Consider the following 20,370-nt stretch of genomic DNA (forward strand, 5'->3'; position numbering starts at 1 on the left):
CGTCCTAGTGTTCGCTTCTAATAAAGAAGGCCAAGATTCGGGACGCAGTTCAAGATTGACCTGTCCCCCTTGCTCTAAATCGGGTATAAAGGCGTGCGGCATATCGAATGAAAGGCAATTTGCATGAATGACTTTATGAAGGGCCGCAATGGCGCCGATGAGCTCACCATCGTTATGGGCTTTTCCGGCATCGTCATCGCGATGATCGGATCGATAGCCCGCATCCAGTGGCTCAGCTGGATTGCCATCGCCGTCATCGTGATTGGCGTGCTGCGCGGCCTGTCCAAAAACATCGATGCACGTCGCAAAGAGAACGAGGCCTTTGTCGCCGCGACTGCCAATGTTCCCGGCTTGGGCAAGTTCGTCGCCAGCTTGGGCAGCGGGGCCGCAGCGGCCAGCACCTCACGCGCGGCCGGCACCAGTAAGGAAGACTTTGAGCGTGCCAAGCGAACGGCCAAGAAGATGTGGAAGGGCCGCAAGACCACGGCATATCTCAAGTGCCCCAACTGCGGTCAGATGCTCTCCGTCCCCAAGGGCAAGGGTAAGATCCGCGTCACCTGCCCCAAGTGCCACGCCAAGATGGAAACCCGCTCCTAGCGCCCGCACGCGGGACAAATTAATCAGGTTTGCTTGTCCCAAATCTTAAGTATTTGTTCGATAAAAAAGCCGAGGCCTCGTGTTGAGACCTCGGCTTTTTGCATGCGGCAACGGAGCTGCCCCTTTGTCACATCTACGCCACACCGTCGCGGGCGAGCTCCTCGGCCAGCGCCTCGGCCGGCATGGCCATAATCGCGTCGAGCTCGGCATCCACCTCAGGGATGCACTTCACCTTGAGCTTGCGCACCAGATCACCGCGACACATCACATGCATCGGCTCACGCAGCGCGCACAGGTCATCGAGCGGGTTCTTGCGCGTCACCAGGATATCGGCAGCCTTGCCGCACTCGATCGTGCCGGTCTCGCCGCCCAGCCCCAGCAGCTCGGCATTGACTTGCGTAGCCGTATGCAGCGCAAAGGCGTTGCTCACGCCCACGTACTTGGCAAAATAGGCCACCTCGCGCCACATGTCGTACTGCGTCACGAACGGGCAGCTTGAGTCCGTGCCCAGGCCCACCTTAACGCCAGCTTCCAGTGCGGCACGGGCGCTCTCGATGATGCCCGAACACACAATGTCGCCGTTCTTCTTTTGCGTGTCGGTCGAATGGGTCTTCTCCGGATCGAGCAGCACAAACGGCAGCGCGGGGCTGATAGTGCAGGTAACGCTGGGCGCACGCCCCTCAAGCTGCGTGCCCGCGGCGCCGCGGTACAGTTCCAAGATCTCGGGAGTCATCGGGGCACCGTGCTCGATCGTATCGACGCCGGCCTCAAGCGCGGCCTTCACGCCCTCGGTGCTCTCGACATGAGCCATAACCGGCAGGCCCACCTCGTGCGCAGCCTTGCACGCCGCCGCGGCAACCTCGACCGGCATGCGCAGCACGCCCGGCTCACCTACTTCGGTCGCGTCGAACACGCCGCCCGTCACGAACAGCTTGATGACGTCGGCACCGCGCGCATGCAAGTCACGCACTTGTTCGGCCGCCTCATCGGGGGTATCGGCGACCTGCGCGAACAGCCCCGCACCGTGACCGCCCGGCACCGTGACACCCGTTCCCGGCGCCACCAGACGCGGACCCTGATACTTGCCGGCGTCGATAGCGTTGCGCACGGCAATATCGGCAAACAGCGGGTCACCCGCACCGCGCACCGTGGTCACGCCGCTTGCCAACTGCTGCTGGGCGCTGCCTTTGAGGATGTGGCGGACGATGGCGCGGCCCACGGGATTATCGAGCTTCTTCATAAGTGCGCCCGCATCGCCGGCCGAGACAGGCTTGCCCGAGCCGCACAGATGCGCATGCATATTGATGAGACCGGGCATGAGATACGCACCACCCAGGTCGATAACCTCGGCACCTGCAGGCGCCTGCGCCACAGCACTCGGCCCCATCCAGGTGATGACGCCGCGCTCAACAGTCACGGCCATATCGGGTTGCGGCTCCATATGTTCCGAACCATCCAGAATGGTCGCATTGATAAACAACGTGGAACGATCGGCAGACGCCATATCGAGCTCCTCCCTCACGATTAACTTGAACATTTGTCCATTATCACCTAGTCCCGCTGGATTGCTGCAGACGCATCGGTTAACGGAAGGAAGAGAGGATGTGGGGGACGGAATACGTTGCAATCCCATCCCAGCGGCACTAGGGAAATCTCTCGATCTATAACAGGTAGACCGGGTTTTAGCAGCCAGATGTTACAGATCGAGATCTTTCGGCACCGCGTCCAACCTTTGTCTCGATCTGTAACAGTTGGGTCGAATTTTGGCCGTTAGATGTTACAGATTGAGAACTTTCACCAGGCGCCAACCTTCTGTCTCGATCTGTAACAGCTACGAGGCCAAACGGCCCCTTGTTGTTACAGATCGAGACAAACTCGGCAGAAACAACCACATTCGCGTCAGTTGCACCCCTTAGCACCCATACCACTGACGCTTCCATCCCTCAGCCAAATCGGCCCGCTGCGAAATACCCGCCAGCCTCATCTTTTCAGCCAGCTTCCCCGGGTCTTTGAGTTCATCAAACGTAAACCGAAGCACCTTATGCCCGAGCATTGTCAGATGAGATTCCCGCTGACGCTCTGCCACGAATGGGTCAACCGACTCCCGACCCCCGCCGCTCTGCAAGGTGTACTTCCCCTTTCCGTCGAGCTCGCCGATGACACATGTCCCGTCCTCGAGCCGCCAAAAATAGTCGACGCGAAACACCTGGCTCGGATCGAGCGGGTCGCGAAACTCCACCTGCAGCTCCGGAACCGGAAAGCCGTACGCAATAAAGAATGCTCGGAACCGAGACTCGCCGCCGTTTTCAGACAGCCCGTCCGCATACGACGCAATCACCTGTGCCCTGCGATACCCTCGCCTGCCCTCGCAATCGGCGCGGAGACACTCGCACAGGTCATCGCGCGATACGCCCCTTGCCCTCAATGCAGAATCGGCAATCGCCAACCCGTAGGAGAACGGCGCACGCAGCAAGCAATCCTCCACCGTGCGCCAAAACGACGTCGCCTGCACGCCGTCGACTTGTTCAAGTGCGCCCGCCGCCTGCGGACGCAACAGCCGACATCCTGCACTCAGCGGCACCGAGCAACCTGTCTTAACAAGATATCGTGGCCCAAGCAGATCATTCGGCACCTCCAGACCCCACAAAAGCGCCGCGTCATAGCCCCAAAACGCCCAATCGGGATGAAACTCTGCAAGCCCTTTGATGGTACGCAGCGCTCGCTCCGCCGGCGTCAGTACACCCCAATCATGTTGAAAGCAGAACAAATACGGCTCGGGCTCCGCAATATCATCGGTTCCCACATGACGCCGTAGCCACATGAGCTCGGCATTGTCATGCGTTGCGAGCAGCGCACCTTGCTCGGTCGCCTCCGTGAGTCGCGCGAGCATCCTATTCCGCGCCAACGTGTTGCGAGTCGTATGCTTGTGCTTGAAAACGGTATTAGACACTTCCATCACCACCACATCGGACAAATGAACCATCGTCACCGTTGCCTCCGCCGACAAATGTCTTGATCTGTAACAGTAAACCGTTCTTCAGGCCCCTAAACGTTACAGATTTAGACAAACCAGCGGTGCCCAAGCGTTCGTCTCGATCTGTAACAGATAGGCTGGTTTTTTGTCCCCAAACGTTACAGATCGAGACAAAAAGGCAAAAGGCAAGGCAGGCGACAACCACCCATCCCCTACTCCCACTCCTGCTCGTAGATGTTGAGCGACTTTACGTACCGCCCCTGGGCGCCCATGATGTCGCGGACCAGACGCAAGAAGAAGCTGATGCACGAGGTGTCAAAGCCGTCCTGCAGGTCCTCCGGATGCACCGCACCCGGCCCATCGACCGCCGTATCGCTCAGCCGCGCGATGTCATACAGGTAGAGCTGTCCCGCCGTAAGCCAGACATCGTCGACGCAGGCGAGGCGCACCGCAATCGCGCCGTCACTCCAGTGCTCCTTCTGCACGATATGCGGATCGTAGACATCAAAGCGATGATCGGTGCGTGTGTCCTTCAGCGCAACCATGCCGTTCGCAGGATCCTTGTCCAAAATGCCAAAGCGCGAGAAATACTGCGTGTCGCGTACCTGCTCGAGCCGCTTGAGCGAGGCAGGCGAAAGCGATGCCGGCGGCTCGTCAACATACAGCTCGAGCAGCGTCTTGCCATGGCGATAGGGGCGCTCGAAGAGCAGCCAATCGGTAAATGCCATGTTGTAGGCCATGATTTCGTTTTGCGAAGGCTCGGTGCAATAGCTGAGCCACGGGTCGACAATGATCTCGAACTGTTCGCGCGCCGGCTCCAAAAACTGGAACTTCCGCAGCATCCAAAAATGGGCCATGTCGGCAATATCGTTGCCGACGGCTTCGGCTAGCTCTGCTCTGTCAAAAGCGTGGTCAGTCATGGCATCCTCCTCAAACTGATGGACCTCAATTTGAGCTTACGAGGAAGGTGGGCAGCCACGACCAGCGCGGGCAAAATAGGCCTCCGACTGCAAACCAGATACTGACCAAACACTTGACGAAAAGCTTGATCGAAAATGCGCACCGCAACAAAACCGCAGGTAGACATAGACGGCCAACCCGCCCTTTTGAGCCAGATGCCCGCAGCCACCACAGAAACAACAGGTGACCACAGCCCGAGAAGTCGACAAATGAACATCCGTACGTCGACAAACGAGCAAACTGCTCGCAAATCCGCAAGGAGTGTCCCCGAGTGCCGACAGAAAAGGAACGTCCCTAACTGCCGGCACTTAGGCGGCACTTAGGGACGTTCCTTTTGTGCCGGCCGTTGGGGACAGCCCTTGACGATTCAGCTGTGGGCAGCAGCCTTACAGCGCCAGCGCGTCGGCGACTTCGGCAGCGCAGGCCAAGGCGTCGGCCATAGCGTTCACCACGAGCGAGCTGCCGTTGCGAGCGTCACCGGCAACATACACCGGCGCGGCATCCGCGGCGACGCCCTCCGTGCGAGCCGCGAGATGCGAGCCCTCGGCAGCCATCACCGGCAGCGGACGACCAGCGATGGCAACAGGCACGCTCACCGCATCGAACACGCCGTGCTCCGGACCCGTAAAGCCGCAGGCAATGAGCACCAGCTGCGCCGGCACCTCGTGCTCGGAGCCCGCGATGCGCTCGGGCTTTCCCGCCGACCAGTCCAGATCGACCACGCGCAGACCCGCAGCCGCACCCTTCTTGTCCAACAGCACCTCGAGCGTATCCACGCCCCAGGCACGCATCTCACCACCCATCGCAGCGATAGCCTCCTGCTGGCCGTAGTCGGTCTTCTTAACGTTGGGCCACTGCGGCCAGGGGTTGCTCGCCGCGCGCTTATCGGGCGCAGCCGGCAAGAACTCAAACTGGCGCACGCTGCGCGCGCCCTGACGCACCGCGGTACCCACACAGTCGTTACCGGTATCGCCGCCGCCAATGACCACAACGTCCAGGCCACGCGCATCGACCGCGAGCTCGCCGCCGTCGAGAACCGACACGGTCGAAGCCGTCAGATAGTCCACGGCGTACACCACGCCCGGGGCGTCCACGTTCGTAGCCGAAAGACCGCGCGGGGCACGGGCGCCAGCAGCCACCACGACGGCGTCAAAGTCGTCGAGCCTGGCGGTAACCTTGGGATCGCTCACGTCGGCACCAAGCTCAAACACAATGCCCAGCTCGCGCATGAGCGCTACACGGCGCTCGACCACAGACTTCTCGAGCTTCATGTTGGGAATGCCGTACATGAGCAGACCGCCCGGGCGGTCGTCGCGCTCAAACACCGTCACGCGGGCGCCGCGACGCGCGAGCTCCCATGCAGCCACCAGACCAGCCGGTCCAGAACCAACCACGGCGACCGTGGGCGCATCCTCCCCTGCCGGCTCAAAGCGGCGCGGGCCGCCGTTTGCCCATTCATGGTCGCTGATCGCGCGCTCGTTATCGTGAATCGTCGTAGGCTGGCCGTCGACCGAGCCCAGGTTGCACGCGGCCTCGCACAGCGCCGGGCACACGCGGCTCGTGAACTCGGGCATGGGCGAGGTGAGCGACAGACGCTCGGCAGCCTCGTCCCAGCGGCCGCGGTACACCAGCTCATTCCACTCGGGAATCAGGTTGTGCAGCGGGCAGCCGCTCGGGCGTGCCTTGCCAAAGCTCGCGCCCATCTGGCAAAACGCCACGCCGCACATCATGCAGCGGCTCGCCTGGGCGCGACGCGCATCGTCATCGAGCTCCACGTACAGCGGATCGAAATCACGGCTGCGCTCCTCCACGGGGCGAAGCTCGTGGGTCACGCGATCGATATCAAGAAAAGCACCGGGCTTACCCATGGCACTTACGCCTCCTTCTTGGTCGAAGCAACAGAGCTGGCAGCCACGGACGCAGCGCCCGCAACACCGCTCGCGACATCAAAGCGAGCGACATCCGCGGCACTCGCGCGACCGGTCACGATGTCAAACGCCAACTCCTCGGCCTGCGCATGCGTCTTGCCGGCAGCCTCGCCCGCGGCGACAATCGCCAGCACGCGCTCGTACTCGGTCGGAATGACCTTCACAAAGTGCTTGTTCATCGTCTCAAAGCTGTAGAGCAACTTAATGCCGCGCGGGCTCTGCGTCGCGTCCACGTGCTCCTGGATGAGCTCGCGAATCTGCGCCAGCTCGCCAGCCGTCGGGGCCTTGAGCTCCACACTCTCGTGGTTCACGCGGGCGTCGAGCGTGCCGTACTGGTCAAAGACGTAGGCCACGCCGCCTGTCATGCCGGCGGCAAAATTCTGCCCGACCTCGCCCAGGATGAGCGCCAGACCGCCCGTCATGTACTCGCAGCCATGGTTGCCGCAACCCTCGACCACCACGGTGGCACCGGAGTTGCGCACGGCAAAACGCTGGCCGGCCAGGCCGTTAATGAAGCCGCGGCCGCTCGTGGCACCAAAGAACGCAACGTTGCCCACGATGATGTTCTCGTCGAACTTGTAGGTCGCATGCGGGTTGGGGCGCACCGACACCTCGCCGCCCGAAAGGCCCTTGCCAAAGTAGTCGTTGGCGTCGCCGCACACGTTGAGCGTAATGCCGCGCGGCAGGAAGGCGCCAAAGCTCTGACCGGCCGAGCCATCGCAATCGATGGTGATGGAGCCGGCGGGCAGGCCCTCGGGATGCGCCTTGGTCACCGCGTTGCCCAAGATGGTGCCCACGCAGCGGTTGACGTTGGCGATATCGGCGCGGAAGCGAATCGGACGCAGGTGCGCACGGGCATCGGCCGTATAGGGCACAAACAACGTGGAGTCGAGCGTCTTGTCGAGCTCGCTGTCCGCAGCCATCTGCGGCAGAAAGTGGCGACCGTCGGCGCCCGGGATATGGGCACCGAACTCGCAGGTCGCGCTTGCCAGCACGGGCGACAGATCGAGCAGGTTTGCTTTGCGGTTACCCGGGACCTCGATCTGGCGTAAGCACTCGGGATGGCCGACCATCTCGTCGACGGTGCGGAAGCCCAAGCTCGCCATGACCTCGCGCAGCTGCTCGGCAACAAAGAGCATAAAGTGCTCGACGTGCTCAGGCTTGCCGCGGAAGCCGCGACGCAGGCGGCAGTTTTGCGTAGCGATGCCGGCCGGGCAGGTGTCCTGCTGGCAGTCGCGCTGCATGAGGCAGCCCATGGAGATGAGCGGCATGGTCGCAAAGCCAAACTCCTCGGCGCCCAGCAAGCAGGCGACGGCAACGTCGGTGCCGTCCATGAGCTTGCCGTCGGCCTCGAGCACCACGCGCGAGCGCAGGCCGTTTTGCAGCAGCGTCTGCTGGGCCTCGGCAAGGCCGAGCTCCAGCGGCAGACCCGCATGCCAGATAGAGTCGCGCGCAGCGGCACCCGAGCCGCCGTTGTGGCCGCTGATCAAGATCTTGTCGGCGGCACCCTTGGCCACACCGGTGGCGATGGTGCCGACGCCGGCCTCGCTGACCAGCTTGACCGACACGCGCGCACCGGGGTTGGCGTTCTTAAGATCGAAGATAAGCTCTGCCAGGTCCTCAATGGAGTAAATATCGTGGTGCGGCGGAGGCGAGATCAGGCCGATGCCGGGCGTGGACTGACGGACCTCGGCGATCCAGGGGTAGACCTTCTTGCCGGGCAGATGGCCACCCTCGCCGGGCTTGGCGCCCTGGGCCATCTTGATCTGAATCTCGAAGGCGCTGCACAGATAGCGGCTCGTCACGCCAAAGCGCGCGCTTGCCACCTGTTTGATGGCGGAGTTCTTGGAGTCACCGTTAGCCAGCGGGGTCTCGCGACGCGGATCCTCACCGCCCTCGCCGGAGTTGGAGCGACCGTGCAGGCGGTTCATGGCGATGGCCATGCACTCGTGCGCCTCTTTGCTGATGGAGCCGTACGACATGGCGCCGGTGTTAAAGCGGCGGACGATGTTGAGCGCGGGCTCCACCTCGTCGAGTGCCACCGGAGTGCGGTCGCTGGCATCAAAGTCGAGCAAGTCGCGCAGGCGCACGGCACGGCCGGTGCGGTGCAGGCGGGCGCTGTACTCCTTAAAGGTGTCGTAACTGTCCTCGCGGCAGGCGGTCTGCAGCAGGTAGACAGTCTGCGGATCGATGAGGTGATCCTCGCCGCCGAACGGGCGCCACTTGGTCAAACCCAGCGTGGGCAGCTGATCGGGTGCCGGGCTCTTAAGGATAGCGAGCGCGGCGTCGTAGCGCTCGTTTTGCTCGCGCTCAACGTCCTCGACACCCATACCGCCCACACGGCTCACCGTGCCGGCGAAGTACGCGTTGACGAACTCCGGCGTAAAGCCCACGGCCTCGAAGATCTGCGCCGAATGGTAGCTCTGCACCGTAGAGATGCCCATCTTGGACATGATGGAAACGATGCCGGCGGTTGCAGCCTTGTTGTAGTTGGCGATGCCCTGCTCGACCGTCACGTCCAGATCGCCGCGTGCCGCCAGATCGCGGATGCACGCATGTGCGTTGTACGGATAGATGCCGCTCGCGGAGTAGCCCACCAGCGCGGCAAAGTCGTGCGGAGACACAGCGTCGCCGCACTCCACCACGATGTCGGCAAAGGTACGCACGCCGGCGCGGATCAGGTGATTGTGCACGCAGCCCACGGCGAGCAGCGACGGCACGGGCACCTCGCCCGCAGCGGCGCGATCGCTCAACACCACGATGTTCACGCCGTCGCGGACCGCAGCCTCAACGTCCTCTGCAAGCTGCTTGAGCGCAGCCTGCAGCGCGTCCTCGCCGGCATCACGGCGGTACACGGCACGGAAACGGCGGGTCTTAAAGCCCACGCGGTCGATGGCACAGATGCGCTCGAACTCCTCCTCGTTGAGCAACGGGCGCTCCAAGCGAACCAGCTGGCAGGCCGTACGGGAGTCCTCGAGCAGGTTGCCGTGGTTGCCCAGGTAGAGCGTGGTCGAAGTCACCATGTGCTCGCGCAGGGCATCGATCGGAGGATTCGTGACCTGGGCGAACAGCTGATAGAAGTAGTCAAAGAACGAACGCGTCTTCTTAGACAGGCAGGCCAGCGGTGCGTCGATGCCCATCGAGGCGAGCGGGGCCTTGCCCTGCTGGGCCATGGGACGCACGACCTCGTCGACGTCATCCCAGTGGTAGCCGAGCTTGGCCATACGCACGGCGGCGGGCACCTCGGCGTCCTCGGCGGGCGTTGCCGCAACGGGCTCATCGAGCGCGTCGACGGTCAGCGTCTCCTCGGCAATCCAATCACGGTAGGGCTTTTCCTTGGCGTAACGGGCGCGCAGCTCGTCGTTGTAGATGACGCGCCCGCGGGCAAAGTCGACCTCGAGCATCTGGCCCGGCCCCAGACAGCCGCTCGTCAGGATGTTCTCGGGGCTCACCTCGATGGTGCCCACCTCGCTTGCCAGCATAAAGCGACCGTCGCGCGTCACATAGTAGCGGGCGGGGCGCAGGCCGTTACGGTCGAGGGCGGCACCCAGCGTGCGACCGTCGGTAAAGGCGATGGCCGCCGGGCCATCCCACGGCTCCATGAGCATGGACTGGTAAGCATCGTAGGCGCGGCGCTCCTCACTCAGGCTGTCGTTGTGGTCCCACGGCTCGGGCAGCAACATGGACGCGGCACGCGTAAGCGGACGGCCGTTCATGACCAAAAACTCGAGCACGTTGTCCAGAATCGCGGAGTCGGAACCCTCGCGGTTGATGATGGGCATCACACGCTCAAGATCGTGCTGCAGCACGGGGCTGTACAGGTTGGGTTCGCGGGCGCGAATCCAGTTGACGTTGCCCTTGAGGGTGTTGATCTCGCCGTTGTGGATGATAAAGCGGTTAGGGTGCGCACGCTCCCAACTGGGCGTGGTGTTGGTGGAGTAGCGCGAGTGGACGAGCGCAACGGCCGTCTTGACAGCGGCGTCGTTGAGATCGATGAAGAAGCGGCGCATCTGCGTGGCGACGAGCATGCCCTTGTACACGATAGTGCGCGAGCTCATGGAGCAGACGTAGAAGATCTTGTCGCGCAGGGCAAACTCGGCGTCGGCCTTCTTCTCGATAGTGCGACGGCACACGTACAGGCGGCGCTCGAAGGCGTCACCCGCCGGCGTATCGTCGGGGCGGCCCAGAAAGGCTTGCAGAATGGTGGGCATGCAGGCGCGTGCCGTCTCGCCCAGGTCGTGCGGGTCGACGGGCACCTCGCGCCAAAAGAGCAGCGGCACGCCGGCCTCGGCGCAGCCCTCCTCAAACACGCGACGGGCATCCTCTACGCCCTTGTCGTCCTGCGGAAAGAACAGCATGGCCACGCCATAGTCGCCCTCTGCCGGCAGAATCTGGCCGCACTTTTGAGCCTCTTTGCGAAAAAAGTGATGCGGAACCTGGAACAGGATACCGGCACCGTCGCCGGTGTTCTTCTCGAGTCCCGTGCCGCCGCGGTGCTCCAAGTTGACCAGAATGGACAGCGCGTCGTCCAGAATCTGGTGATGGCGCTCACCGTTGATATCGGCAAGTGCGCCGATGCCACATGCATCGTGGTCGAATTCGGGGCGATAAAGGCCCTGCTGTTGAGCGGAATCTGCCTGCATCGCGATCCTCCCCTAGAAATATGACAGTCAGTTGAATAGGCATACTAGGAGCATCGCCGGTCCGCTGTGTTTCCCACCCGTTTCGAAACAATCGCGTAACGCACGCGGGACATCTACGTCTTGCCATCAAACGCGTACATCAGCCTCCAAACATGTCAAAAAACGACATCTTTGGAGGCTGACGTACACCTTTTGGAGCAGAACAGCATGTCCCCAATGCACCAACCAATCCCCGCTGGACCAATATTTTGTTAGTCTTGGTTAACTTTTTAGCCTAAAACGGGTATCCTTTGCGGCGTCAAGCAAACGGCACGCAGGAGCGCACCATGATCAACCATCTCAAACATCATTTTGGCTCCCGACGCACTGGTGGTCACGGAGGCCTAGACATTGCGCGGCATATCGGCCCTGGGCTGCTCGTGACCGCCGGCTTTATCGATCCGGGCAACTGGGCCTCCAATATGGCCGCGGGCTCGCAGTTTGGCTACGCGCTGCTGTGGATCGTCACGCTGTCCACGATTATGCTCATTGTGCTGCAGCACAACGCGGCACACCTGGGTATCGCCACGGGCGCCTGTCTTGCCGAGGCCACGACACGTTACCTCCCCCACTTCGTTGGGCGCACGGTACTCGCCAGTGCCTATCTCGCGACCATCGCCACCGCCATGGCCGAAGTCCTGGGCGGTGCGATCGCGCTCCAGATGCTCTTTGGGCTGCCCGTGCGCGCGGGCTGCGTCATCGTGGCGGCAGTATCGATGGCGATGCTCATGACGAGCTCCTACAAGCGCGCCGAGCGATGGATTATCGCCTTCGTAGGCGTGGTAGGACTCTCGTTTTTGGCCGAGCTTGCACTGGTCAAGGTCGACTGGCCGCAGGCCGCCGCAAGCTGGATCACACCCAGTATGCCCAGCGGCTCGGCCGCGATTATCGTGAGTGTCCTGGGCGCGGTCGTTATGCCCCACAACCTCTTCCTGCACTCCGAGGTCATCCAATCCATGCACTTCGAAGGCCAAGGCGAGAAAGTTATCGAAGAGCGTCTACGCTACGAGCTCTTCGACACGCTCTTTTCGATGGGCGTGGGCTGGGCAATCAACTCGGCCATGGTCATCCTGGCCGCAACGACCTTCTTTGCGCACGGCATTGTCGTAGACGACCTCGCCGTCGCAGCGGCCACGCTCTCCCCCATCTTAGGCCCGGCGAGCTCGACCATCTTTGCGGTAGCGCTGCTGTTCGCGGGTCTCTCGAGTAGCGTGACAGCGGGCATGGCGGCGGGCACCATCACCGCGGGCATGTTCGACGAGGAATACGACATCCACGACCGGCACTCATCGATTGGAGTGGCGGTCTGTTTCGTCGGCGCAGTGCCGGCGTGCCTGATCGTCCCGAATCCTTTTGAGGGTCTCATCTGGAGTCAGGCACTGCTGTCGCTTCAGCTGCCGATTACGGTCTTTGTGCTCATACGACTCACCAGTTCGTCCCGCGTCATGGGCAAATACGCCAACTCGCACCCACTTAACGCGTTGCTCGTAGGGATCGGTGCCGTCGTGACGATTCTCGATGTCGTGTTGTTGACAGGGATGTAATGGGACGGGGTACCTACCCAGGCAAACGTCTCAATCTGTAACATCTAGACCCGCTTTTGATATCTAGATGTTACAGATTGAGATCTTCTGCCGGACGGTTTTGGTTTGTCTCGATATGTAACAAGTGGGCCCAATTTCCACCGTTAGATGTTACAGATTGAGACAAAAGGTCGGCCGGACTCACAACAGACAGGATCGGCCAACAGCAACCGTGATCCCTTGGGGGCGGAGGAAAAGGGCCCCGGCCGAGAATTCGACCGAGGCCCTTGGACAGAGCTATGTTCGGCTTTCGCCGTGTGTCTGCGAGCTACTCCTCGACGAGCTCAAACTGATCGGGACCGACGCCACACACCGGGCACACATAATCCTCGGGCAGCTCGGGCGTATCGACCTCAACCTCGTAACCGCAAACGACGCACACGAACTTATACGTCTTCTTCTCCTCAGCCATGATGTTCTCCTCTCAAACGCGACTGGTGATGTACTTCATTTATCAGTATAGATTCTCAATAATATAATGCAAGTATTTTTAAAACATTTCTAGCCTTGATACGAGGACGCCTTCGGAGGCGTCTTGCCCTTCAGGACCTTATGGTAGTAATCGTAGGTGAGCGGCGTCTCGTCACTCAAGCGCTCGGCATCCTCGACCTCGCCGATAAACAGTAGATGCGTGCCAACATCCACAGTGTCGATCAAATGGCAGCTAAACAGGGCCGCCGCGTGCTCGGGCACATAGGGCATGCCCAGAGCCGTCTCGCGGGTCTCGTATTTGGCAAACTTGTCATAATCGCTGCTGGCGCGGAACCCAAAGTTACCGATGTAGAGCATATCGGCGGTCTGATCGATCACGGTCAGCGCGAACGCTTTGGCCGAAGCGATGACGCCCGAGGTGACGTTGTCCTTGTTCACGGCAACCGAAATGCGCGGCGGCATGGACGTCACCTGCACCGCAGTGTTGATGACGCAGCCGGCGCGCAGCCCGTCTGCCGCGGCGCTCACCACGTACAGACCGCTCGGCATGGTAAAGAACGCAGTTTTGTCCATAACAATCACTCCCCTAACGCGGGTTGGAACCTCATGGATGTATGTACCCACAAAAAAGGCGGCGCCCACAACGGACACCACCTTTGAGACATATGTGTCAAAACAGTATAAGCAAGATGAGACCCCCGCAGTTGCGGTGAAATAAGGACTGAATAGCCCCTCAAACAGGCAAAACAGTCCGTATTCCACCGCAACTTATACAGAACGCCTAGCGATTGCGCTCCTTGAGGGCGCGGTCGATCTCGCGCTGGACATCGCGCTTGGCCATATCCTCGCGCTTGTCGTAAAGCTTCTTGCCGCGGCCTAGGCCCAGCAGCAGCTTTACGCGGCCGTCGGTATTAAAGTAGAGCTCCAGCGGCACCAGCGCATAGCCGCGGTTGCGAAGTTTGCCGTCAAGAAAGTCGATCTCCTTGCGGTGCAGCAGCAGACGGCGCCGACGGTCGGGATCGCGATTCCACACGCCACCATGGCTATAAGGGTGGATATGCAGGCCGACGAGCCAGCACTCCCCACCACGAATCAGTGCGAAGGTATCGGTAATCTGGCACGCGCGCTCGCGAATCGACTTGACCTCGGTACCGCTCAGCTCAATACCGCACTCAAACGTCTCATCGATAAAGTACTCGTGATGTGCCGAGCGATTCTTGGAAATGAGCTTGCGCTCGCGCTTACTGGGCATCGCCGGCCTCCTTGGCGCCATCGGCGTTTGAGCCCGCAGCCTCGCGCTTTGCCCTGCGCTCGGCATTAAGCTCGGCATCGCTCTCGCGCACCAGCTTGATAATCGCCGCGCAGGCCTCCTCGCCTACCAAGTCGCGAGCACGCACCGTCAGGCGCGTCGCCTCCTGCTTGTCGCCGTCGCTTGCAGCATCGGTCGCGCACATAATCAGGCAGATGGCAATCTCGGCCGAAGGCGAGGTCGGCACGCCTTGCAGGGCCAGTTCACCCATCACGTGGTCGTCGATCTCATCGGCGGCATCCGGATAGGCAGTATGGATCTTGTTGAGCAGGCGCGTCGTATGCGCATCGCCAGGGGCCAAGCGCAGCGCCAGACGCGCGCAACCCACAGCCGCCGAGACGTTCTCGGTCTCGGGCTCCAAGAAGTACTGACCTAGATTGGCGTAGGCGCGGGCGGCGCACTTGCCATCGCTTGCACGCTCCAGTACCGAGAACGAGAGCGATGCCCATTCCTGCTTGTCCTCGAGCGCACGGAACAGCTCGGCCAGATCCAGGCGATAGTTGCAGTTCATGGGGTCCCAGCGTACGGCCTGCATCAGGGCATTACGAGCGCTCACATAATCCTGCTGGCGAATATAGGCATACGCCATGTCGGAATACAGGCGATCAAAGGGCACCTCGACCTGCACCAGCTCGCGCGGATCCTTTTCCACGCGGCGGTAGGCCAGACGCTCAAACTTGCTATCGAAGCTAAAGTACTGGCGCTTCTCCTCCGTCTTGCACTCGGCATCGATATACTCCTCGGCGAGCTCAACCAGACGCTCCAACAGCGGCGTCGCCGTGGCCAGGTCGCCCTGCGCCAGATAGTTCTCGGCATACGTGATGTCTTCCAAGCTGATAGGCAGGTCCATGACAACTCCTCGGTCCGGGCGGCAGACTCAACGCGCGCCTTAAATATCGGTCAATACACAAAACCCGGGTCTCTTACGAGGCCCGGGCGTTCAATTTTGGTAGCCCGTACCAGATTCGAACTGGTGATCTCCGCCTTGAGAGGGCGGCGTCCTAAACCGCTAGACGAACGGGCCATATGTAGCAAATGCAATGGCTGGGATGGAGGGAGTCGAACCCCCATTGACGGAACCAGAATCCGCTGTCCTGCCATTAGACGACATCCCAATGACTGCATCGCTGCGCTCGGCTGTGCCTTTGCGCAAGAAAGAAATATACGGGAAGTCCGGCCGTGACGCAAGCCCCAATTTTGACTTTTTTGAAATTCAGTCAAATACGGCCAACACGTGAAGGACCTGTGAAGCGCCAGCGACACGTACGGCGCCAAAGCCCGTAAAACATCCCGCATCTACCGCTGGTAGATTACAACAATGCAGCACTCACGGCTGATGGCACAATCGAACCGTCATCATTGCACGGATATCGAGGCGCCATGGACGAAGAGCTTGATTACCTATGGGAGACCCTGGGCCTCGAGATCACTGCTGACCTTTGGCCCGAACGGGACAAAATCCATCCCACTCTGCGCCCCGCCATCACGGTGATGCAGGCAAAATACCGCCGTGCATCCTTTTTGATCATGCGGATGTCATGGCACGCGGGACTCCCCGACCTTAAGCGAATCCAGGCAAGCCTCGTCGAGCTGTCCGGTATGCCGACTGTCATATCCGAGGCGCACCTGGAGCAGCGACAGCGCGAGCGACTGCAACAGCAGCGGATTCCCTTTATCTGCCCCGGTGTTCAGGCATATCTGCCCTTTATGGACGAGGAGTACTGGAGCGGCAAGCCCAACAAGCACGTAAAGGTCTACGATCCGCACGAATGGGCGCAGCTCAAGGATTGAGCCGAGCGAGCCCTCCGATGGAAAACACGTCCCACCCCGAGCGCTCAAAACGGGTCGCACTTTCCGCAGCCGCTACAGCAGCGCCTCGGTCCAAGCTGCTTCCCTAAAGCCGGGAATCGCAAAGTCGTCGCCCACCAACAGCGGACGCTTGACCAGCATGCCGTCGGTCGCCAGCAGCTCGTAGCACTCCCGATCCGTCATGCCCGCATCTAGACGCGCCTTCAGGCCCAGCTCTCGATATTTCATGCCCGACGAATTAAAGAAGCGCCGCACCGGCAGTCCCGAACGAGCAATCCAGGTCGCAAGCTCATCAGCCGTGGGATTGTCCAAAACGATATCGCGGTCGATATACTCTACCCCGTGTTCGTCCAGCCATGCCTTGGCCTTCTTACAGGTCGAGCACTTGGGATATTCAACAAACAGTACGGTCATGGGAATCCTCCGAATATAGATCGGCCAACGCAGGCACACGCCACACGAGGCGCCTTCGTATGATGGGCCAATTGTAGCCCACGGGTCACACGCTAAACGAACCGTACCCCGAATCCGCGTTTGATGAACGGCAGCAGCTCCATTGCCTCGGGCGTGATATGGCCCGCAACGTTCATGCGCTCGTCACCGGGAAGATCGACCCGCGCAATCTCAAGCTCGCCTTCGTAGCGCCCATATCCGCTATTGCTCACAGCGATCGACCCCGCCTTTCGCGGCAGGCCGGCTCCGGCATCCGTCGGCACGGAATCCGGCTTATGCGTCGTACGTGACTCCTGAGACCTAAAGATGAGGACACTCGAGTCGGGCCGGTCGTGATGAATCTGCCCGCGCACATAGGCATAACCGGGCTCAAGCTCGCATTGCAGGTCCACGTATCCGGCGGAAACTTGAGCAAACTGCGCCCAGCCCGCATCGGAAAGATCGGGGTCGCCGACCAACACAATGTCGCAATCGGCGCCATGTGCAAGCTCAAGCATATTGAGGGCAACCTTTGACGCGCGACCGCGCTGCGTCTCGACCGTCGGCAGTCCCTCGAATACCGGCCCGCGAACGCTGGCATCGCCCGGCACAAAAGCCATGATTTCGAATCCAAGCGCCGCAAGACGAAGATTCACCCGAGCAATGTCCTCCAGAGCTAAACCGGTATAAGGCTTGGGGTAAAAATTGTGGCAGGCGGCAAAACGAGTCACATCGGCACCGGCCTCACGCCACGATGCGATTTCATCAGAACTCACCGTCGATGCATTGACCACAATGCGAAATACACCGGACAGCTCCGCGACCCGCCGGGCGCTAAAGCCATAGTCCAAACGAAGGTATTCCAACCCCAGATCGCGCAGGTCCTCGATGCGCTCAAGCCCGAGCAAATCGCACGTGCGCGGCCCCACATCGGCAATGAGCGCAATGCCGCGGGCGGAAAGCAGCGACAGCACATGACGGACCTTATCGGTATACGCCGCTCCCCCATCCTCGGGAATATGCAGCGAGGTGAACGCATAGCGCGCACCCGCCGCGGCACCGTGTTCAATCGTCCGCTCAATATCCTGCAGAGGGTTGGAAAGATAAATCGAAATACCCGTTTTCACGCTTCAACGCTCCTTTAAAAAAGGCCGGCGGAGCAGTTAGCCCCGCCGGCACAACCATAGCATCAAGAAATCTGCCGCGCGCCGCGAGCTCTGAGCAACACGGCTCGCGATATCAAACTACTCGCCAAAGAACTCGTTGATCTTCTGCTCGTCGACGCCAAAGAACCACGTCAGGACAAAGCCGGCGGCATAGGCAAGCAGCATAGCGGCAACGTAGCCGAGCTGCTGGCCAGGAACGACGATCAGCAGGCCAAACAGACCGGAAACGCCCTGAGAAACCGTGCCGATGTGAAGCAGCGCCGCGAGCGCGCCACCAAATCCGGCACCCAGGCAGGCCGTCACAAACGGACGAACGAGCGGCAGCGTAACAGCATACATCAGAGGCTCGCCCACACCCAGGATTCCAACGGGAATGGACTCTGCGACGTACTTCTTGAGCTTGGCGTTCTTGGTCTTAAAGTACAGCGCCAAACCGGCACCGACCTGGCCGCCGCCAGCCATCATAAGGATGGGAAGCAGGTAATTGATACCCTTGGTAGCGCCGTCGGGATCGTTGAGCATAGCGTGGATCGGCGTGAGCGCCTGATGCAGGCCGACGGACACCAGCGGCAAGAAGCCTGCCGACAGGATATAGCCGCCCAGGACGCCCAGCTTCTCGAAGATAAAGGTCAAAACGCTAAAGATGGCAGTCGTCAGCCATGCGCCAACCGGCTGGATGACGAGCATCAGAGCAAAGGCACCGATGATGAGCACCAGCAGCGGGGACAGGAACGTGTCGAGTGCGTTGGGCATAACCTTGCGAATCTGACGCTCCATCCAGGCAAAAAATGCACCAGCGATAAGAGCCGCGATCATGCCGCCCGCTGCGGGGTTGTACTGCGCATTGGTGAGCGGCAGCAAAATGGCAGTGGCAGGATCAGCCGCGCCAGGCGCAAGCAGGGGCATGGCACTGTTGGCGATACACATCATGCCGGCGATGCCGCCCAGCGCAGCGGATCCACCAAACTCACGTGCCGCGTTATAGCCCACCAAGATGGGCAGATAGGCAAACAGGGCCCAGCCCATGGAACGAATGCCCTGGTACCACCACTCGCCCGCAAGCGCGCCTGCCGTCGAGACGTTAATGACGTTGCAGATACCGTTGATGAGGCCAGCCGCAATGATGCCGGGAAGCAGGGCGACGAAGACATTGGAAATCTTCTTGAGGAAGGCCTGAACCGGCTTGGACTCGTACTTTGCCTTCTGCGCGGCCTTGTTTGTGGCCGCAGCGTCAACCACGCTCTCGTCAGCAACGCCTTTCGCAAGGCCGGTGAGCTTGGAGAACTCCTCGAGCACCTTATTCACCTTGCCCGGACCCAGCACGATCTGCATCGTGTCGTCCTCGACCAAGCCCATCACGCCGTCGAGTGCCTTAATACCCTCCGTGTCGACGTTGCCCGTGTCTTTGACGGTCACGCGCAGGCGCGTCATGCACGCCGCGTTTGCCAACACGTTGTCTTTACCGCCCAAAAGGTCCAGCAGCTTTTGAGCCAGCTCTTTGTTCGTCATAACTCCTCCTTGTATCGGGTATCTCGTCTGGATGTCATATCAGCTCACGCCGCGCACCTATTGGGCATCGGCATTGCTCTTCTCATGGCCACTCACCGCAGCACGGACATGGCCTCTCGCTCGCTCAAGAGCTACCGCAGCCTGCTCGGCATCGCAGCCCAGCAGTACCGAGACAATAGCGGTTTTTACGTGGCCGCCGGCATCTGCAAGCGCCTGAATAGCGCGCTCGCGCGTGCAGCCGGTCGCCTCCATCACGATGTTCTGGCCGCGCACCACCAACTTCTCGTTCGTCTGCTGCACATCGACCATCAGGTTTTGGTATACCTTGCCGATCTTGACCATGGCACCGGTCGAAATCATGTTGAGAATGAGCTTTTGAACCGTTCCCGCCTTGAGCCTCGTTGAGCCGGTCAGCACCTCGGGACCGGGCACGGGTTCAATGGCAAGATCTGCGCTCTCCCCGATCTTCGACCCTTGGTTGCAGGCAATTGCAATGGTCTTGCACCCAGTTGCCTTGGCGTACACAAGGCCGCCCACCACATAGGGAGTACGACCGCTTGCCGCCAGGCCAACGACAAGATCCCTGTCCGAGAGTCCACGCTCCCGCAGGTCGCTCGCGCCAAGCTCCTCGCTGTCTTCGGCACCTTCGACAGCCTTGATAAACGCCGTCTCGCCTCCGGCAATGAGCCCGACAATCAGATCGGGTGACACGCCAAACGTGGGCGGACACTCCGAAGCGTCGAGTACACCCAGACGACCGCTGGTGCCTGCGCCCATGTAAAAGACGCGCCCGCCGCGCTCGAGTGCCTCAGCAGCCCAGTCGATTGCTGTGGCAACCTGGGGCAACACCTTCGTGACCGACTGGACGGCACGAAGATCCTCATCGTTCATCGTCGTGACGATTTGCAGCGATGTCATCGTATCGAGGTCCATTGAACTTTGATTACGCTGTTCGGTCGTGAATTTTGTTAAATCGAGCATTTCATTCA

At 60.8% G+C, this 20,370-nt stretch carries 16 protein-coding genes and 2 tRNA genes; 3 read left to right on the plus strand and 15 right to left on the minus strand.

The annotated features are described in order from the left end of the window. The first annotated feature begins 123 nt into the window (after positions 1–123). A complete protein-coding gene (locus tag DW754_RS02105; RefSeq protein WP_117759490.1) occupies positions 124–597 on the plus strand; it encodes a hypothetical protein in 474 nt (157 codons plus the stop codon). 133 nt (positions 598–730) lie between these two features. On the opposite strand, the gene DW754_RS02110 is transcribed toward DW754_RS02105, so the two are convergent. The 5 genes from DW754_RS02110 to gltB form a co-directional block, all read right to left on the minus strand. Continuing rightward, positions 731–2,101, minus strand: coding sequence for an amidohydrolase family protein (locus DW754_RS02110; RefSeq protein WP_233508922.1), 1,371 nt, complete (start codon positions 2,099–2,101; stop codon positions 731–733). Positions 2,102–2,509: 408 nt separating this feature from the next. Further along, positions 2,510–3,586 carry a hypothetical protein gene (locus DW754_RS02115; RefSeq protein ID WP_147336390.1) on the minus strand — a complete coding sequence of 359 codons (1,077 nt, stop codon included), beginning with the start codon at positions 3,584–3,586 and terminating at the stop codon, positions 2,510–2,512. Positions 3,587–3,783: 197 nt separating this feature from the next. Then, a complete protein-coding gene (locus DW754_RS02120) occupies positions 3,784–4,491 on the minus strand; it encodes a hypothetical protein (protein WP_117716907.1) in 708 nt (235 codons plus the stop codon). Positions 4,492–4,917: 426 nt separating this feature from the next. Continuing rightward, a complete protein-coding gene (locus DW754_RS02125; RefSeq protein ID WP_117759485.1) occupies positions 4,918–6,399 on the minus strand; it encodes a glutamate synthase subunit beta in 1,482 nt (493 codons plus the stop codon). A gap of 5 nt (positions 6,400–6,404) precedes the next feature. Continuing rightward, positions 6,405–11,102: a glutamate synthase large subunit gene (gene gltB / locus DW754_RS02130; RefSeq protein ID WP_117759483.1), complete on the minus strand. Its 4,698-nt coding sequence runs from the start codon at positions 11,100–11,102 to the stop codon at positions 6,405–6,407. 326 nt (positions 11,103–11,428) lie between these two features. Between gltB and DW754_RS02135 the strand changes: the two genes are divergently transcribed. Beyond that, a complete protein-coding gene (locus tag DW754_RS02135; protein WP_117759481.1) occupies positions 11,429–12,685 on the plus strand; it encodes an Nramp family divalent metal transporter in 1,257 nt (418 codons plus the stop codon). A gap of 307 nt (positions 12,686–12,992) precedes the next feature. Here the strand turns inward: DW754_RS02135 and DW754_RS02140 are convergent, their stop codons facing one another. From DW754_RS02140 to DW754_RS02165, 6 genes are all read right to left on the minus strand, one after another. Continuing rightward, positions 12,993–13,136: a rubredoxin-like domain-containing protein gene (locus DW754_RS02140; protein ID WP_055251878.1), complete on the minus strand. Its 144-nt coding sequence runs from the start codon at positions 13,134–13,136 to the stop codon at positions 12,993–12,995. Positions 13,137–13,225: 89 nt separating this feature from the next. Further along, positions 13,226–13,729 carry a flavin reductase family protein gene (locus DW754_RS02145; RefSeq protein ID WP_117759479.1) on the minus strand — a complete coding sequence of 168 codons (504 nt, stop codon included), beginning with the start codon at positions 13,727–13,729 and terminating at the stop codon, positions 13,226–13,228. 208 nt (positions 13,730–13,937) lie between these two features. Continuing rightward, entirely contained in the window at positions 13,938–14,408 is a 471-nt protein-coding gene (smpB, locus tag DW754_RS02150; protein ID WP_006235325.1) for an SsrA-binding protein SmpB, read from the minus strand. After that, positions 14,398–15,315 carry a hypothetical protein gene (locus DW754_RS02155; RefSeq protein ID WP_117759477.1) on the minus strand — a complete coding sequence of 306 codons (918 nt, stop codon included), beginning with the start codon at positions 15,313–15,315 and terminating at the stop codon, positions 14,398–14,400. The genes smpB and DW754_RS02155 overlap by 11 nt, the downstream gene beginning before the upstream one ends. A gap of 97 nt (positions 15,316–15,412) precedes the next feature. Continuing rightward, positions 15,413–15,489: transfer RNA gene (locus DW754_RS02160), tRNA-Glu, on the minus strand. 17 nt (positions 15,490–15,506) lie between these two features. Further along, a tRNA-Gln gene (locus tag DW754_RS02165) sits at positions 15,507–15,580 on the minus strand. Positions 15,581–15,845: 265 nt separating this feature from the next. Here DW754_RS02165 and DW754_RS02170 point away from each other — a divergent pair. After that, positions 15,846–16,256, plus strand: coding sequence for a hypothetical protein (locus DW754_RS02170; RefSeq protein WP_117759475.1), 411 nt, complete (start codon positions 15,846–15,848; stop codon positions 16,254–16,256). Between the two features lie 72 nt (positions 16,257–16,328). Here DW754_RS02170 and DW754_RS02175 read toward each other — a convergent pair whose 3' ends face one another. From DW754_RS02175 to murQ, 4 genes are all read right to left on the minus strand, one after another. Next, complete coding sequence (locus DW754_RS02175; RefSeq protein WP_117583016.1) at positions 16,329–16,688, minus strand: arsenate reductase family protein; 360 nt, start codon at positions 16,686–16,688, stop codon at positions 16,329–16,331. A gap of 92 nt (positions 16,689–16,780) precedes the next feature. Next, entirely contained in the window at positions 16,781–17,833 is a 1,053-nt protein-coding gene (locus DW754_RS02180; protein ID WP_117759473.1) for a MupG family TIM beta-alpha barrel fold protein, read from the minus strand. A gap of 117 nt (positions 17,834–17,950) precedes the next feature. Then, the gene (locus tag DW754_RS02185; protein ID WP_035137407.1) at positions 17,951–19,381 is read right to left on the minus strand and encodes a PTS transporter subunit EIIC; all 1,431 of its coding nucleotides are present in this window, start codon (positions 19,379–19,381) and stop codon (positions 17,951–17,953) included. 57 nt (positions 19,382–19,438) lie between these two features. Then, entirely contained in the window at positions 19,439–20,362 is a 924-nt protein-coding gene (murQ, locus tag DW754_RS02190) for an N-acetylmuramic acid 6-phosphate etherase (protein ID WP_117655744.1), read from the minus strand. Positions 20,363–20,370 lie beyond the last annotated feature (8 nt).

Source organism: Collinsella sp. AM29-10AC (genome assembly GCF_003469085.1).
In the GTDB taxonomy this organism is placed as follows: domain Bacteria; phylum Actinomycetota; class Coriobacteriia; order Coriobacteriales; family Coriobacteriaceae; genus Collinsella.